Origin of the sequence: Paenibacillus sp. TAB_01 (assembly GCF_043945595.1) — a bacterium.
In the GTDB taxonomy this organism is placed as follows: Bacteria; Bacillota; Bacilli; order Paenibacillales; family NBRC-103111; genus Paenibacillus_S.
In genome coordinates this window covers 2,735,129-2,751,156 of record NZ_JBIFNP010000001.1, presented here as the reverse complement: position 1 = coordinate 2,751,156, position 16,028 = coordinate 2,735,129, and the positions used below count along the sequence as shown (strand labels likewise).

Genomic DNA, 16,028 nt, shown 5'->3' with positions numbered 1-16,028 from the left:
AATGGCGAGGACGGTTGGTTATATCCCGGCGTATATCTGTCAGCCTTTAATTGATCCGATCATCACACCTTTAACGAAATGCTTCTGCACGAATGGGTACACCAGCCATACCGGCAAGCTGGCAACGACCACAATGGAATATTTGACGAGATCCGCCAAGCCCTGCTTGCGCATCATTGATTCGGGATCGGTTATCGTGCTCGGATCGATATTGTTCTGAACCAGAATGTCGCGCAGAACAATTTGCAGCGGGTAAAGAGAATCGCTTTTCAAATAAATAAATGCATTGAAATACGAATTCCAATGATACACCCCATAGAACAGTACCAGCACTGCCGTAATCGCTTTCGACAACGGCATGACGATATGCCAAATGAATTTTACATGCGAGCACCCGTCTATCGCCGCCGCTTCGTACAGCTCCTGGCTTATGGTGGTCTGATAAAACGTCCGGGCGATAATGACATTGAATACGCTCAGACCGGCCGGCAGCAGCATCGCCCATCTCGTGTCAATCATGTGCAGATTCTTGATCAGCAGATAGTTGGGGATCAAGCCGCCGTTAAACAGCATGGTGAACGCGAACAGATACATGATGATATTGCGTCCGACCATCGTCTTTCTGGATAAAGGATAGGCGGCCATAATAGTTAACGTGATATTGATCAGTGTGCCTGCCACCGTATAAAACAGCGTATTCGTATAACCGATCACAATGCGCGGGTCGCGGAAAACCGCTTCGTAGCCCTCGAGCGAGAAATCGACCGGCCACAGAAATACTTTACCGGTGACGACCGCTTCTCTGCCGCTGAAGGAGGCGCTGAAAATATAAATCAACGGGTAGAGCACGATCAATAAAGCAAGCAGCAGCAGCAAATCGTTGCAGTAGTAAAAGATCTTGTCAGCTCTGGACAGCCTCAGTTTCGTTTCCTTCATCGCTTCACCTCCTCACCATAGGCTGGTTTCTCCTACTTTCTTGGCAATCTGGTTGACCGTCATTATCAGGAATAAATTAATAAAGGAGTTAAAGAAGCCGATTGCCGTCGCGTAGGAGTAATTCGGCGCCGACGAAGCAAGACTGACGGAGTAGACATAAGTCGAGATGACCTCAGACGATGCAATGTTCAGCGGGTTCTGCATCAAATAAATTTTCTCGAAGCCGATGCCCATGATATGACCCATGTTCAATATAAGCAGCGTGGTGATGGTCGGCGCGATGCCGGGCAAATCCACATTCCAGATGCGCTGCATCCGGCTTGCCCCGTCGATCGTCGCTGCTTCGTGAATTTCCTGGCTAATGCCGGAGAGCGCCGCCAAATAAATAATCGTGCCCCAGCCTGCATGCTGCCATATGCCGGACCATACATAGATCGACTTGAACATGGAGGGATCCCCCATGAAGTTAATCGGATCCACCCCTAGATGTCCAAGGGCGAGGTTGACGATACCGATTCGCGGATTCAGAAATTGCAGGATAATTCCGACCATGACAACTGTAGAAATAAAATAAGGCATATACGTTATAAATTGGACCGCTTGTTTGAATTTCGTTCGAAGGGTTGCGTTCAAGGCAAGTGCTAAAATAATAGGAATCGGAAACCCGGCAACCAGCTCATATAGACTGATCAAAATTGTGTTTTTGACTACGCTTAGAAACTGGTAGGATTCAAAAAACTTGGCAAAGTGTTTGAATCCTACCCATGGACTTCCCCATATCCCCTGAAAAACATGAAAATCCTTGAATGCCAGCTGCAAGCCATACATAGGTCCATACTGAAAAAGAAGGAGCCATGCAAACGGAAGCAGGATAATAAAATAGAGCTGGTAATCGATTTTCATTTGTCTCCAAAGCTTCTTACGGCGAATTGCCGCCGGATGGGCAGCATAATTTAATTTTACCGGATCTGCATCTAATGACATATTCGTCCTCCTTACTCCGTTGTAAGCACTTACATATTCATTGAGGTCAGCTATGCATCATCTGTCCCGATGAAGATTTGTAAAGGTCTCCAGATTTGCAAATGCTTCTTCCGGCTTTTTTCCGGCCAGAATCGCTTGGATCGTTTGATTGTACTCATCTCCGATGACGGTTCCTAGTCCTACATCATAAAAGATGAACAACCGTTTCATACTTGATATCTTCTTCTGCAGCTCTTGCGTTAACTGCGGGGTCCGGCCGGGATCAAGCTCCAGCTGAATAACCGGAATATCTCCGCCCTGCTCTGCAATCTTCCGCTGATATTTCTCACTGGTGAACATCTTAAGAAGCTCGATAGCTGCAGCCTTATCCTTCGCTTCGGCATTGATAGCAAAATTGACGGAGGTTTGCCCAAGCCAAGTATCGACATCTCCCTTTCCATCTGTAAAGACCGGGAACGGAATAACGCCGATCGAATCCTTGACCTCTGAATCTTCGGCAATCAATTGGTTTATCGCCCAGCTGCCCGTCACAAGCATAGCCGCTTGCCCTTGCCTGAACATGAGGTTCACCGCGTCGTTATCCAGCTCCAAAAACTGTGGCGGAAATGCACCGGCCTCCCGCAATTCCTGCATAACATACCCTGTTTCAATAAAAGAAGGGTGCAGCCAGCTTCCCCGGCCCTCCATGATCGCATCGTACGGCTCATTGCCTCCGATTCGATTGGCAACCATCTCGCTGAACTGTGCGGCCGTCCACGGCGTCTTCGCGCCAAAGGCAAAGGGAGTCACCTTATGCATGGTCAGAACCCGGATAACGGACAACAATTCTTCATACGTTCGGGGCGGGGTAAGATTATACTGCTTAAAGATTTGCTTGTTGTAGAATAAGGCAACGATGGCAAAGGAAGTGGGAACCGCATAGATTCTGTCCTGATAGGACAACAGATCCAGCACGCCGGGATTAAAGCTCGCCTTCCATTTCGGGTCACTCGTAAAAGCCTGGTCCAGAGAAAGAAGCCTCTCGGCAGCAGCATACTTCCCCAATACACCGGCGGCGTGACTCATAAAAAGATCCGGCCCGTGATTCGCTGCCATTCCTGCATTTAATTTCGTGTAGTAGGGAGTTCCAGGAATGTGGCGGACCGTCATGGACGCATTCAAATCCGGCCTGGCATTGAACTCGTCTATGACTTCGTTGTAGATGCTCGTAATCGGATTCCGTTCCCTCATCCAGTCATACATAACCATCCTTACCTTTTCTTTCTCCGCATGAGTCCCAGCCGATACGCCGTCCATTTGAAGCGGCGTGAACGTGCAAGCGGTTGATACGGTAAACAGGGCAAGCATCAAGAGCAGCGCTGCGGATCTGACCATTCCATGTCTCATCCCGTTCCTCCTAAGATTAGGATAATCGCAAATTGCATATGGCACCATGCGGTATTTCTGACATTTAGGTTGAAGATTCTGACAGCCTTTCTCCAGGACCCCCACTGCTCGGCAGGACTAACTGAACGGTGGTCCCGCTGCCAAAGGTGCTGTGTATCGAGAGTCCGTAAGCCTTTCCGTAGTGGAGCTGGATGCGCTGATGAACGTTGAGCAGCCCGATGCCAGTTTGAACCTCTTCCGCCTTGCCGGAAAGCGCCTTCTGAATTTCGAAGAGCTGCGCCGGTTCAATTCCCTGGCCCTCGTCCGTTACGGTCAGCACCAGATTGTTACCCTGGAAGCAGCTGCGGATTTCTATCGAGCCTTGACCCAGCTTCAATTCCAGCCCGTGCACGATCGCATTTTCAACCAAGGGCTGCAGAATGAAACGAGGAACAACGACTCGGAGGGTGTCCGGATGCATGTCGATATTAAATTGAAATTTGTCGGCATAACGGTAATTTTGGATATAAACATACTTGTTCACATTCGTAATTTCCCGATCCAGTGTCACCATTTCTTTTCCTTTGATCGCTTCGCGCATCAAGTCGCCCAAAGCCTTGGACAGCTTCCCGACATCGGGGGCCCCTTGTATGCGCGCCAGCCAATTAATCGTTTCCAGCGTATTAAACAAAAAATGCGGGTTGATCTGAAACATGAGATATTTTAACTGGGAGCGCTGCTTTAACAGCTCTTCCTGATAGACCTGATTGATGAGGTAGCTGATTCGAACGATCATCCGGTTGAAGTTACGGCTCAAAACCCCGATTTCATTACGTGAATTGTATTGGAAGCTGACATCGAGACGGTCGTGCTCCACGTTCTTCATCATATCCGACAGCTGCCGGATAGGTTTGGAAATGCTGTTGGACGTGAAGTAGGCAAGAAGGATCGCCAGTATGAACACGGACAGGAAAATAAGGAGCATCCAATTTTTCAAGATGAGCGATTGAATCCAATAATTTTCTGCGGGAATAACGCTGACAAGCTTCCATCCTATGTCCCCAATTTGCTGATATGTAATGATTTGCCTGCGTCCATCCACCTGCTCGGAAAAATTCCCTTGCTTGCCCCCGCCGATAATCCGGTTAATGTAAGCCGCGTTCGGCCGGGAATTGATCATGGACTCATTTTTATGAGAGATCATTTGACCCTCCTGGTCAATGATAAACAGCTCCCCCTGCTGAGTCAGTTTAATCTGATTGTAATACTTGTACAGGGCGGTTTTCTTATATTCCAGAACAAAATAGCCGATCTTCTTTAAATTATCTACATCATAAATCGAGCTTCCTCCTGCGATAAATAGGGGATCGCGATCCAGATTAAGCCAAACCAGATTGCCCTTATTATCCATAATCTGATCCCAATCCGCTTTATTTAAGTCGGTTGCAAAAGAACGGTTCCCCGTTTGAAATACATTTCCGTTCAATGAAAAGAGATGAACATTCTCTACATCGTCACGATCAATGATGGCAGCATACAATATTTGACTAATCCCGTTGGAGAGAGACAAATAGTCGACCATGGACAGCTGGCCTGAATTGGCCTGCACCAGTGCCCGGCGCACTTCAGGATTCGTAAAGATGGCGTAGTACAACCGGTCAATCTCCCGAAGATTCAGTTCGATATTTTTACTGACCTCGCTCAGCAGGTCGATCGTGTAATCGTTTGTCTTTTCTTGAATGAGCAAATTGGATTTTTGATAAGTCAGCGCCCCGATGATGGCAAGCGGAATGAAATTCAATAGCAGGAAGGAAATAAAAAGTTTGTTGCGGATACTAAGATCGGTGCTTACCCTCTTCAGTTTTGACAGTAATAAGGTTCCGCGCATCAAGGCTCCTCCGTTTCGGCCTGTCCAGACTGCAGCCGCTTGCGAAATTCGTGCGGCGTTACACCATAATGCTTTTTGAAGAGCTGGCCAAAGTAACGGGAATCCCGAACTCCAACACGTTCTGCAATTTCATATACTTTGATCGAACCATCCCCCAACAACCCAACGGCCTTTTGCATGCGGATCCGAACCAGCACATTCACGAAATTATCGCCGGTTTCTTTCTTAAACAAGCGCGTCAAATAATCGGGATGAAAATGATATTGCTGCGAAAATAATTGGAGCGTCAGGTCCTCCATATAACGGGTTTCCATCTCGCGCACAATATTCCCAACCACACCGCTCATACGCCCCGGAGAAGCATCGGCCTTCACCTTGCTCTCAAGCATGTACTGATACTCCTTCAACCGCTCCTGTATGTCTTTAGCGGCTTTCTTCCGTTCCCGTTCACCGTCTATCGACTCTTTTACTTTCCTGCATTCGTTCATGATCTCATCCGGGTCCGTCGGCTTCAGAACGAAGCCCGAGGCGCCAAGCTGAATCGCCTTCAGGGCGTATTCCAGCTGATGATAGGCCGTAATAAAAATGACCTTGAGCTGAGGGTGCTCAATCCTTGCACATTCCATCAGCTCAAGACCGTTCATGCCGGGCATACGGATATCGGTTAATAAAATATCCGATCCGCGGGAACGGATTAACTCAAGCGCTTCGAGGCCGTTACTCACAAGTCCTGCCAGAACAAAACCCTCTTCCTCCCAGGGCAGAATCGATAACCCTTGTCTGGTAATCGGTTCGTCATCAGCGATAATAATGCTTATCACTCCACCACCTCCTAAGAAAAGTAAACGTTTTCATTTTAGTCGTGATTAATTTACATAAATTACAAGTATGTACCATTTATATTACTTCGAGCTATAGGTTTAATCAATTCCAATTATGTTGGAATTCAGCCAATGGCAGACGCCTCCGTCCGGCCGTTGGGTCCCTGCAGACATTCCTGCTTTTTATAACAGTCATACTCTGTTCATAATGCACCCTTACGGGTAATATTTATTCTGTACGACAGCCCGTTAGCACGTCAAAATAACCCCACAAAGTGGGGCTTATGCTTCGAAGCGGACTCAGGTACTTTGCGGGGACCCCGAAAACATATAAATTCGATCACGTCAAAAAAGCCGCCCGTTCATCCGCGGCGGCCTCTTGATCGATACATATGTAAATAATTTCCATTTCATTGCTTTTATACGTGATGATTCGACCCGGCAGAAGCTGCTAGATCACACCTTGCGCGATCATCGCATCGGCTACTTTAATGAAGCCGGCAATGTTAGCTCCAACGACAAGGTTTCCTGGCTGGCCGTACTCTTCCGCTGCTTGGACGGAGCTCTTGTAAATATTTTTCATGATAGTGTGAAGCTTGTCGTCTACCTCGTGGAAGTGCCAGGAATATCTCATGCTGTTCTGAGACATTTCCAAAGCGGATACCGCCACGCCGCCTGCATTGGCCGCTTTAGCCGGTCCGAACAGAACGCCTTCCTTCAAGAACACATCGATAGCTTCCAGCGTGGATGGCATGTTTGCGCCCTCGCCAACCGCTTTAACTCCGTTGCGCACAAGAATTTTCGCGGATTCCTCGTCGATCTCGTTCTGTGTCGCGCTTGGGAGAGCAATGTCGCACGGAATGGTTCAGATGCCGTTGCAGCCTTCATGATACGTCGCGTGCGGATGCTCCTTCACGTACTCGCTAATCCGCTTTCTCTCGACTTCCTTCAAGCGGCGCACCGTATCCAGGTCAATGCCTTCTTTATCGTAGATGTAGCCGTTGGAGTCGCTGCAAGCAACGACTTTGGCGCCGAACTGCATCGCTTTTTGTATCGAATAAATAGCTACATTACCCGAGCCCGAAACGACGACCGTGCTGCCTTCAAAGCTAAGGCCTTGGGATTGCAGCATTTCGTTGACGAAATACACACACCCGTAGCCTGTAGCTTCGGTACGGGCCAAGCTGCCGCCATAGATAATCCCTTTACCTGTCAATACGCCCGCTTCATAAGCTCCGCGGATTCTTTTATATTGACCGAACATAAACCCGATTTCCCGGGCGCCAACGCCGATATCTCCCGCCGGTACGTCGGTGTCTTGTCCGATATATTTGTACAGCTCTGTCATAAAGCTTTGCGTAAAGCGCATAATTTCGTTATCGGATTTGCCTTTGGGATCGAAGTCGGAACCGCCCTTGCCGCCGCCGATAGGCTGGCCCGTGAGGGAGTTTTTGAATGTTTGCTCGAAGCCGAGGAATTTAATGATGCTGGCGTTTACTGAAGGGTGAAAGCGCAGACCGCCCTTGTACGGTCAGCAATAGCGCTGTTAAATTGCACGCGGAAGCCGCGGTTAACGCGGGTAACTCCTTGATCGTCAACCCATGGCACACGGAAAGTAATCAGACGCTCCGGCTCCACAAGACGCTCGAGAATACCGTGCTGCATATACTTCGGATGCTTGGCAAACACGGGAGTCAACGATTCCAAAATTTCTTTTACCGCCTGATGAAATTCGCTCTCATACGGATTACGCTTTACTACTGTTTCATAAACGGATTGTATGTAGTCTTTTGCCTTTGTTTCATTTTCTACTTGCAAAGTCACTGAGCTCTACCACCTTTAATCCAGAAATTGTAAAGTATAAATGGCTAATATATATTAGTTTTACCTCATTTTTATTCATAGAGCAACAATAATTTACATGTCATGTAAGCTTACTCGGGAACGTCAATAAAGGATCATAGTCCGTAAATAATCCGAACATCAATATTTTTTCTCCAAAAAATGCTCAACCAAGGCGTTAAATGGCTCCGGCTGCTCCAAATAAGCCAGGTGGCCGCAGTTCTCCAAACCGGCACCGGCCTGGGTGATGTGCGATGAAAATAATCAACGCCAAATAACCTCTGAACGTTCAGAGGCTCCAGCTGACGACAGGCGCTTCCTGCGGCAGGCAGCCTTACTCTTCCGGCTATCCGGTGTTAGGTTTATTGGTCAACCGCCGATAAGCTTTGACATGCAGAATTAAAAAAACATAATAACTGGCGACATATAAGACAAAGGAGTACAACAAGTTCCAATGGATATGCCACATGATGCCGACCTTTAAGGACAACCATTCATAAGCGGTAGAAAACACCGCCCAGCCCAACAGGTAAAGAAGCTTTGTCAGCCTTGCGGATCGGTAGGGATACCAGTTGATAATGATGACCGCGGCCGCCGGATATATTCCCAAATAGACCAGCAAGGCGCTGTACTCGGTTTTGTCTACTTCAAAAAAACCCCATGCTTTATAGCGGTAGCTTGCAAAGACATCAACGACTGCGCTTACCGCTAAAGCGAAAACAACTGTCGTATAGTTTTCGGAAAAATTGATGCGTTTACGTATAAGCACTGCAACAGCGTTAAAAATCGCAATCGAGCTGATTAAAACAATCCACGCCATCCGCTTCCCCCTCCATTCTCCAAGTAGTATGAAATAATTTCGTGGTAATTATTAGATTGCCGGCGCAATAAAAAAAGAAACCGGCTCAACCGCTCTTGCGGTCCGGCCGGCTCGTTCCTCCGCTATTCTTCTTCAAACAACCGTTCGCCTTTATGCAGCCTCCAAGCGATTTTGGCCGTATGCGGCAGCTCGCGTGCGGTTGGCGCATGTGCCGCCAAATATCGGGTGCAGGCAAGCAGCATCGTCTCTTGCGCCCTCTTGGCAAAATCACCTGCCGCCACTTGCCAGAGATTGTATTCGGCCACCGCGGCTTCATACATTTGAAAAGAGTGAAATTCCGCATCCTCGCGCAGCAGCGCGTGGCCAAGCGTGTTCAACAGCGCGCCCGGCTCACCGCCGCAATGCAGATAATCCGCTACCCATTGCGCGGCCGGTCCGACCTGCTGGCGAAGATCCAGCATATCGAGCAGCTGCTTGGGGTTGGCGGGCGCCGCGGAGGCCGACGGCTTCGGACGCGCGGCTGCGGGTACGTTGAGGAAGCGGTCGAGATATATGCTGACGGCCCCGTGAAAAATCGCCCGCTTCAGCAGCGGCTCATTCGAGTGCAGCAGCCTTACATGCACGGCATGAGCATAAGTAAATGTATGAAGCACGGCAATCCAGTCGCTGAAATCGTTCTGCGTATGGAAACGGACGATCCGTTCCGCGGCGGCTAGGGCAACGAGCTGCGCCAATTGGGCCGGAGCCGTTCCCGCGATGAGCAGGTCGCGCAGCAAAGCGATTGTCCGCTCCGGCGAATCGCTTAACAGCTGCTGCAGCAGCTGTTCTTGCTTATCGGCAGACAGCTGCGCATCCGCCGAACCGCCGGCGCGGTTCGTCTGCGCCGCATGCCGCTCCAGCTCGCTGACGGCTTGCTTGATGGGCTCCACGAGGTTCAGCGGCGCCTGCCATGGATGAAGCTCCTCGCTCCGAGTCGGATGGGCCATCATCGGCACAAGCGATGTTAGAATCCGCTCCTTTTGCGATTCATCCGCCCACTCCAGCGCCTCAAACGCTTTGCTGTGAAAATCAAACACATGCCCGCCGTCCAGGTAAAAGTGATCGGTTGCGGCGACCAGCATCATTTCCGACAGCCGGTTCGTGTCTACGCCTTTCAAAATTGAGGTGAGCAGCACCTTCTCCGCGCCCTGGGTATCCCGAACCTCAATACAGCTTCGATACCACTCGGTCAACCGCTCGAACGGCACGTCCGCCGACGGAAGCGCCGACAGCAGATGGCGGGCTCCTCTGCCGGAGCTGCCGCGGGCGACGTGAACGAGGCCTTGATATAAGGCGAGTATTTTGCCGTTTTTGTCCAGCTTGTCAACGCATTGCGCCATCGCGGTAAGAATAGTAAGCCCCGAATTCCAGCCCGTACCATAAGTTGTGCCGAATTCGATGCCAATCCGGGCAATGTCCTGCTCCGCTACGCCCGCTTCGATTAGTCCGACGACTGCTTTTGCGATAACGATGCCGATATTTTGCTCAAGCCCTTCCTTCAATCTTTGCTTATATTTCTCTGCGTTGGCCGTACTGCGCGAAACCGGGTTTACCCATATTTCACCGCCGTCGATCCGCACTTCATAAGACGGCACATCGTCCGCCCACGGATCAAGCGTCCCGCCGCTGCAGACGTCAAACCGGGCATGATGCCAATGACAGGTCAGAATACCGCCGCACAAGCTCCCCATATGGAGCGGAAAGCCTAGATGCGGGCACCGGTTATCTAGCGCGTATACCCGGTCTTCATGATAAAAAACAGCGATACCGCCTCGTATAACCTTCGCGCCTTCCTGTTTAAGCGCTTCCAAACTGCCTGCTGAAATCCAGTCGGTACGAATACTCACAAACACAGCCTCCTTTAATTTATAAGCTGTACACGCCAAGCTGCAATCAGATCGGGTCAGAAGCCTCTGGGTTGCTTTCCATTATTTATTATACCTTAATGCGAGGGTCGGCGCTTCAGCAATGAGCCGGAACCCGTTAAGTGTTATTCAAGTACCATGGGTCCAGATCGCAGCCGCCTCGCTCAGATTGTATTAAATCCATGCGGGATCAACCGGCATCTTTCAGGCAAGGGTACCGAACCGGTCTTATAAAAAACGGCCCCTCACACCCATAAGTAACATTGGATGTAAGGGGCTCGCGGCGGATCGCCTCATCCGACGGAGGCGTCTGCATTACCTGAGTTTACCAGCCGGATAACCGCACCGGAAGCGGATCGACGGTTTCGGCCATCCGGTCGCACAGGCGAATCATCATCTCCGCTTGAACTCCCGCAGCTTCCGGTTTATTCCACAGATTGACCGTTTCGTTCGGATCGGCGGTCAGATCATACAGCTCTCCTTCTCCCTTGCGATGGTACATCGCCAGCTTATACCGATCGGTTCGAACCATCGTGGCAAAGCCCCCAACACCGTCCTGCTTCGAGCTCGCATTGTAATGCTCGCAGTAAATATCCTCCCGATGCTTCTCGGAGCCTGACGGTTCGCCTGACAGCAGCTTACCGAGCGACTTGCCCTGCATCCCCGGATATTTCGGAAGTCCGGCTGCCTCAAGCAGGGTCGGCGCGATATCGACCAGCTCGACCAAATCCTTCACCCTCGTCCCGCTTGCGTAGCGGCCCGGGTACGATATGATGAGCGGCACATGGACGCAAGGCTCGTAGAAGAACGGTTCCTTCAAGTAGACCCCGTGATCTCCAAGCAGCTCGCCATGGTCGGACATAAAGATGACGATCGTGTTGTCAAGCTGTCCCGTGCGCTCCAGCGCATCCAGCATCCGGCCGACCTGCTCGTCGATCAGATCGATCATAGCCCAATAAGCCGCGGTCAAATAACGGTGATCGTTCGCACTCATCTTGGAAAAAGGATACAGCTTCGGCATGCCGTAGGCGCCGTTGTGATCGAAGCGCTGGACGTAAGTTTTATCTTCCAGCTCCCCTTCCACATAGTTCGGAAGCGGAATGTCCTCCAGCCGGTCCAGGTAACGCTGTAAATAATCTATCGGCGGGTCGAACGGGTGATGCGGGTCGAACATGTTGACCGAAAACAGCCAAGGCTTGCTGAACCGTTCGTTGGCCTCAATAAACTGGGTGGCCTTCTCCGTGCACCAGGTCGTCTGATGATCTGCTGCATTCGGACCGGCCTGTACATAATTGCAGTCCTCGATAGGCTCCGGCTTGAAGTCCTTGCCTTTGGCCTGCAGCCATTGAATATACTCGTTGGTCGGCCAGCTGTTTTCGGGATGATGCGACCAGTGGAACTGGTGGTAGCCGTCATCGATACGCCGTTCACCGGCAAAGGTCGCCTGCGGATGGCATGCCGAAATGTGCAGCTTGCCGGACAACCCGCAGCCGTAGCCGTGATCGGCGAGCAGACGGGTAACAAGCACCTCGTCTTCGGGAATGTTTTGCCCGTTCTGGCGGCACCTTGTCGTCCGCGGATAACGCCCGGTCAAAAAGCTGGCCCGGCTCGGCGTGCAAACGGTCGATTGGCTGAACGCATTTTCGAACAGCACTCCTTTGGAGGCCAAGCGGTCTATATTCGGCGTTTTTACAAACGAATTTCCGGTGCATCCAAGCGTGTCATATCGCTGCTGGTCCGTGCAAATCCACAAAATATTCGGTTGCTGCATCCTGTTCCCTCTCCCTTATGTCCTTATTTTTTGTACTGCGCCTGATAGGCTTCATTGTAAATTTCGATATACCGCTTCAGATTCATGCTGTCGAGTGTTTTAATATATTTGTCCCAGTCCTTATCGATGGAAGCGTCGCCAATAATAAACCGCGTTGTCATTTCCTTGACATAATCCTTGATCGTCTTCTGCAAATCGCTCAGCTCGGAAGACTGCGCTTCGTCGAAGAAAATCGGGGGAACGGTCTGCTCTTTTTGGGTGATATACGGCTCGTAATTTTTTTGATTCTCGTCATAAAGGACACGGGGAACTTCATTCGGGCCGGCCGCCAGCCCCTCGAACATCTCGCGGGAGAAATGGTACGGCGTTGTCTGCATCCAGTTATTGTTCTGCATCGTGCCGAACGCCAGCATGCGTACCCAGTTCGCCGGCTTGCCGTTTAGCCCGAGCTCGCCGTTGGCCGGCTTCTTCCAGCCGATCCCTTCCGAACCGATATTGGCGGTCATGCCGATTTCGTCATTAAAAAGCGCGTCCGCCCAGCGGAAAGCAAGCTCAGGATTTTTTGCCGCGTTCGTAATAAGCAGGCTCCCGCCGTTAAAGCCGTAATAACGGTAAGGGGTTTGCTGCAGGCCATCCGGCCCTTTAAGGGGCGGTACGGTTTTGTAGTCCAGCCAGCGGGGTCCGGCAATATTGGAGAAGGTTTGCGGAACATGGGAAGACACCGCGCCAACCCGCGCATCGCCGCTCTCGACAAGCGCTTTCATTTGATCGTTATTTTGCGTGAACGATTCCGGAGCAATCAGTCCTTCCGCATACAGCTTGTTTAAGTACTGCAACCCCTTCTTATAGCCAGGCTTATTGAAGTTGACGTCAATCTTTCCCTTCTCATCATAGATGAGCTGACCTGCAGAGTAATCGTTCAGAATAAAGGAATTCATCAGGAAGCTGTCCACACCGGTCTTCACATCCTGGATGCCACCGATCAAAGGGATTTCATCCGATTTCCCGTTGCCGTTCGGGTCCTTCTCTTTAAACGCCTTCAGCACCTGCTCGAACTCATCCGTCGTCTGAGGCATGGGCAAATTCAGCTTTTTCAGCCATTCGACGTTGATCCACATCTTCTGCTGAATCATAGCGTGCGGATTCCGGTCAATTCCGCTTAACGAGTAAATATTACCGTCCGGGGCCGTCGTCGCTTGTTGGATTTCAGGGTATTTCTGGAAAATCTTTTTCGTTTCGAGACCATACTTATCGATGAAAGAATTCAAGGGCAGGAACAGCCCCTGCTGTCCGTAGACCATCTGCTGGGCCGGCGATACGTCGAAGCCGATGATGACGTCAGGCAAATCGCCTGTCGACAACGCCAGATTCAGCTTTTCCTGCCTTTCCTGAGGCGTCGCGAACTGCCACTGAACTTTTATGTTCGTCTTCTCTTCGTACCATTTCGTAAACTCGTTGGTCTCATAATCCTGTACATAAGGACTTTTCACGGCCAGTACCTTCAGCGTCGTTTTTTCCTTCGCAATCGGAAAAGTGCCTGCTTCCGCCTCCGCCGCGGGCTTCTCCTCGGTCCCGGCCGGTTGGCTTGCGGTATCCGGGCCGCCGCCGCTGCACCCGGCAGCAAGCAGAAGCGAGGCTAGAGAAAGCATCGTCGTTCTTTTCATTCGTGACCCTCCCTATCGTTTTTCCTTAAGCCCCAAAACCAGCATGATCCATTGTGCAATACGCTGCTTATCCTTTTAATGCGCCGATCATAACGCCTCTCACAAAATATCGCTGTACAAACGGGTAAGCCAGCATCAGTGGAGCCGTTGCCACTACAATTAAAGAATATTTAAGCAGCTCGGATAAACCGGCCAGCTCCGCCATCTGTTTGGAATCGCCCATCATGTCGGAGGAAACTTGACTACGGATCAGAATTTCCCGCAAAACAAGCTGAAGCGGGTACAGCTTCGGGCTTTTTAAATAAAGCAGCGCATTGAAATACTGGTTCCAATGCTCTACGCCATAATACAGCGCGATGACGGCCACGATCGGCCCGGACAGCGGAAGCACCACCTTCCATAGAAAGGTAAGATCGCTGCTGCCGTCCATTTGGGCCGCTTCGAGCAGCTCATCGGGAATCGTAGCGTTAAAGTACGTTCTTGTAATCACCATGTTCCAGATACTCAGCGCGGTTGGCAGTAACAGCGCCCACGGCGTATCGAGCAAATTCATATCCTTGACCAGCATATAGGTTGGAATGAGACCGCCGCCGAAAAACATCGTGAAGGCAAACAGGCCCATAAGCCAGCTTCTGCCCCACAGATCCCGGCGGGACAGCGGATAGGCCGCCATAATGGTCAGGACGACATTAATCAGCGTGCCCGCAGCCGTGTATCCGATAGATACGGCAATCGAACGAAGCACCGCCGGGTCGCGGAACACCGCCTGATAGCCTTCGAGACTAAAGCCGACCGGCCACAGCAGCACCGCTCCCGCCGAAACGGCCTCCTTGGCGCTGAAGGAAGAGCTGATGATAAATATAACGGGATATAACACGATAAGCAGAATCAGGCTCATCAACGTATAGTTGACCGCATTGAACAGCCGATCCCCTCCCGACTCCCTGATCTTCACCGGTTCCATGGTTTCCATTCCTCCTTACCATAGGCTCGACTGGCCGAATTTTTTGGATAGCTGGTTGACCAGCATGACCAGAATGAAAGCGATCACATTTTTGAAAAACCCGATGGCCGACGCATACGAAAAATTAGGAATCATCGATTTCAAGCCGACATTATACACGTAAGTATCGATAATCTCGGAGCTTCTGGTATTCAAAGGATTTTGCATCAGCAGCACCTTCTCAAAGCCCAGGTCGAATATACGTCCGACATTGAGAATGAGCAGAATGATCGCAATCGGCATAATGCCCGGCAAATCGATATGCCAGATGCGGCGAACCTTGGAAGCGCCGTCCATATGCGCCGCTTCGTGCAGCGCAGGATCGATGCCGGCCAGAGCGGCAAGGAAAATGATGCAAGAAAAGCCGGTATGCTGCCACACGTCCGACCAGACATACACCGATTTAAACCATGCTGCGTCCCCCATCATATTCGGCATTTCGAAGCCCAGCCATCCGCTTAACGCAGCCAAAGGGCCGATCCTCGGCGAGAGGAACTGGACAATCAGGCCGACCATGACGACAACCGATATGAAGTGCGGCGCGTAGGTGACCAGCTGCAGCGTTTGGCGGAACCGGACATTCGCAATGTAATGAAGGCCCAGCGCGAATGCAATCGGGAACGGGAAGGTCGCTGCCAGATGATACACGCTGAGCAGCAGCGTGTTCTGCATGATGCGCCAGAAATCATAGGACTTAAAGAATCGTACAAAGTGATCGAAGCCGATCCACGGGCTATCCCAAATGCCTTTGGTGATCGAATAATTTTTGAATGCGATCTGAGCACCGTACATCGGGGCATAACGGAACAAGATCAGATAGAGCAGCGGAAGCGCGAGCAAAAGATACAGCTGCCATCCTTTAAGCAATTGCCGTGAAATACGGGATCTGTTCGTCGGGTATCCCTCCTGGTCTGCCGCTTCTGCAGGCTGCAGTGATTTACGTCCGGCCGGACACTCTCACTATACGAAGGTTAACCGGACAGCGTAAATAGGCACGTTTTGCGCAGCATGCAAATGTTGCTTCGGCACA

11 protein-coding genes and 1 pseudogene are annotated in these 16,028 nt (G+C 50.7%); all 12 read right to left on the bottom strand.

Annotation, left to right across the window (positions count from 1 at the left end; translation table 11 throughout):
• Nucleotides 1–39: 39 nt before the first annotated feature.
• Nucleotides 40–936 carry a carbohydrate ABC transporter permease gene (locus ACHHV8_RS13275; protein ID WP_395158680.1) on the bottom strand — a complete coding sequence of 299 codons (897 nt, stop codon included), beginning with the start codon at nt 934–936 and terminating at the stop codon, nt 40–42.
• A gap of 12 nt (nt 937–948) precedes the next feature.
• Nucleotides 949–1,920: an ABC transporter permease gene (locus ACHHV8_RS13270; protein WP_395158679.1), complete on the bottom strand. Its 972-nt coding sequence runs from the start codon at nt 1,918–1,920 to the stop codon at nt 949–951.
• 57 nt (nt 1,921–1,977) lie between these two features.
• The gene (locus tag ACHHV8_RS13265; RefSeq protein ID WP_395158678.1) at nt 1,978–3,306 is read right to left on the bottom strand and encodes an ABC transporter substrate-binding protein; all 1,329 of its coding nucleotides are present in this window, start codon (nt 3,304–3,306) and stop codon (nt 1,978–1,980) included.
• Nucleotides 3,307–3,370: 64 nt separating this feature from the next.
• On the bottom strand, nt 3,371–5,173 hold the full coding sequence (locus ACHHV8_RS13260) for a sensor histidine kinase (RefSeq protein WP_395158677.1): 1,803 nt from the start codon (nt 5,171–5,173) through the stop codon (nt 3,371–3,373).
• The gene (locus ACHHV8_RS13255) at nt 5,173–5,994 is read right to left on the bottom strand and encodes a response regulator transcription factor (protein ID WP_395158676.1); all 822 of its coding nucleotides are present in this window, start codon (nt 5,992–5,994) and stop codon (nt 5,173–5,175) included. Before ACHHV8_RS13255 ends, ACHHV8_RS13260 begins: the two co-directional genes overlap by 1 nt.
• A gap of 451 nt (nt 5,995–6,445) precedes the next feature.
• Nucleotides 6,446–7,818, bottom strand: a pseudogene (gene gdhA, locus ACHHV8_RS13250) (NADP-specific glutamate dehydrogenase).
• A 364-nt stretch (nt 7,819–8,182) separates the two neighbouring features.
• Nucleotides 8,183–8,656: a CBO0543 family protein gene (locus tag ACHHV8_RS13245; protein WP_395158675.1), complete on the bottom strand. Its 474-nt coding sequence runs from the start codon at nt 8,654–8,656 to the stop codon at nt 8,183–8,185.
• A gap of 122 nt (nt 8,657–8,778) precedes the next feature.
• Complete coding sequence (locus ACHHV8_RS13240; protein WP_395158674.1) at nt 8,779–10,542, bottom strand: Rieske (2Fe-2S) protein; 1,764 nt, start codon at nt 10,540–10,542, stop codon at nt 8,779–8,781.
• Between the two features lie 343 nt (nt 10,543–10,885).
• A complete protein-coding gene (locus tag ACHHV8_RS13235; protein WP_395158673.1) occupies nt 10,886–12,331 on the bottom strand; it encodes a sulfatase family protein in 1,446 nt (481 codons plus the stop codon).
• A gap of 23 nt (nt 12,332–12,354) precedes the next feature.
• Nucleotides 12,355–13,995, bottom strand: coding sequence for an ABC transporter substrate-binding protein (locus tag ACHHV8_RS13230; RefSeq protein WP_395158672.1), 1,641 nt, complete (start codon nt 13,993–13,995; stop codon nt 12,355–12,357).
• Between the two features lie 67 nt (nt 13,996–14,062).
• Entirely contained in the window at nt 14,063–14,959 is an 897-nt protein-coding gene (locus ACHHV8_RS13225) for a carbohydrate ABC transporter permease (protein WP_395158671.1), read from the bottom strand.
• Nucleotides 14,960–14,974: 15 nt separating this feature from the next.
• On the bottom strand, nt 14,975–15,847 hold the full coding sequence (locus tag ACHHV8_RS13220) for an ABC transporter permease (RefSeq protein WP_395163495.1): 873 nt from the start codon (nt 15,845–15,847) through the stop codon (nt 14,975–14,977).
• Between the last annotated feature and the right edge of the window lie 181 nt (nt 15,848–16,028).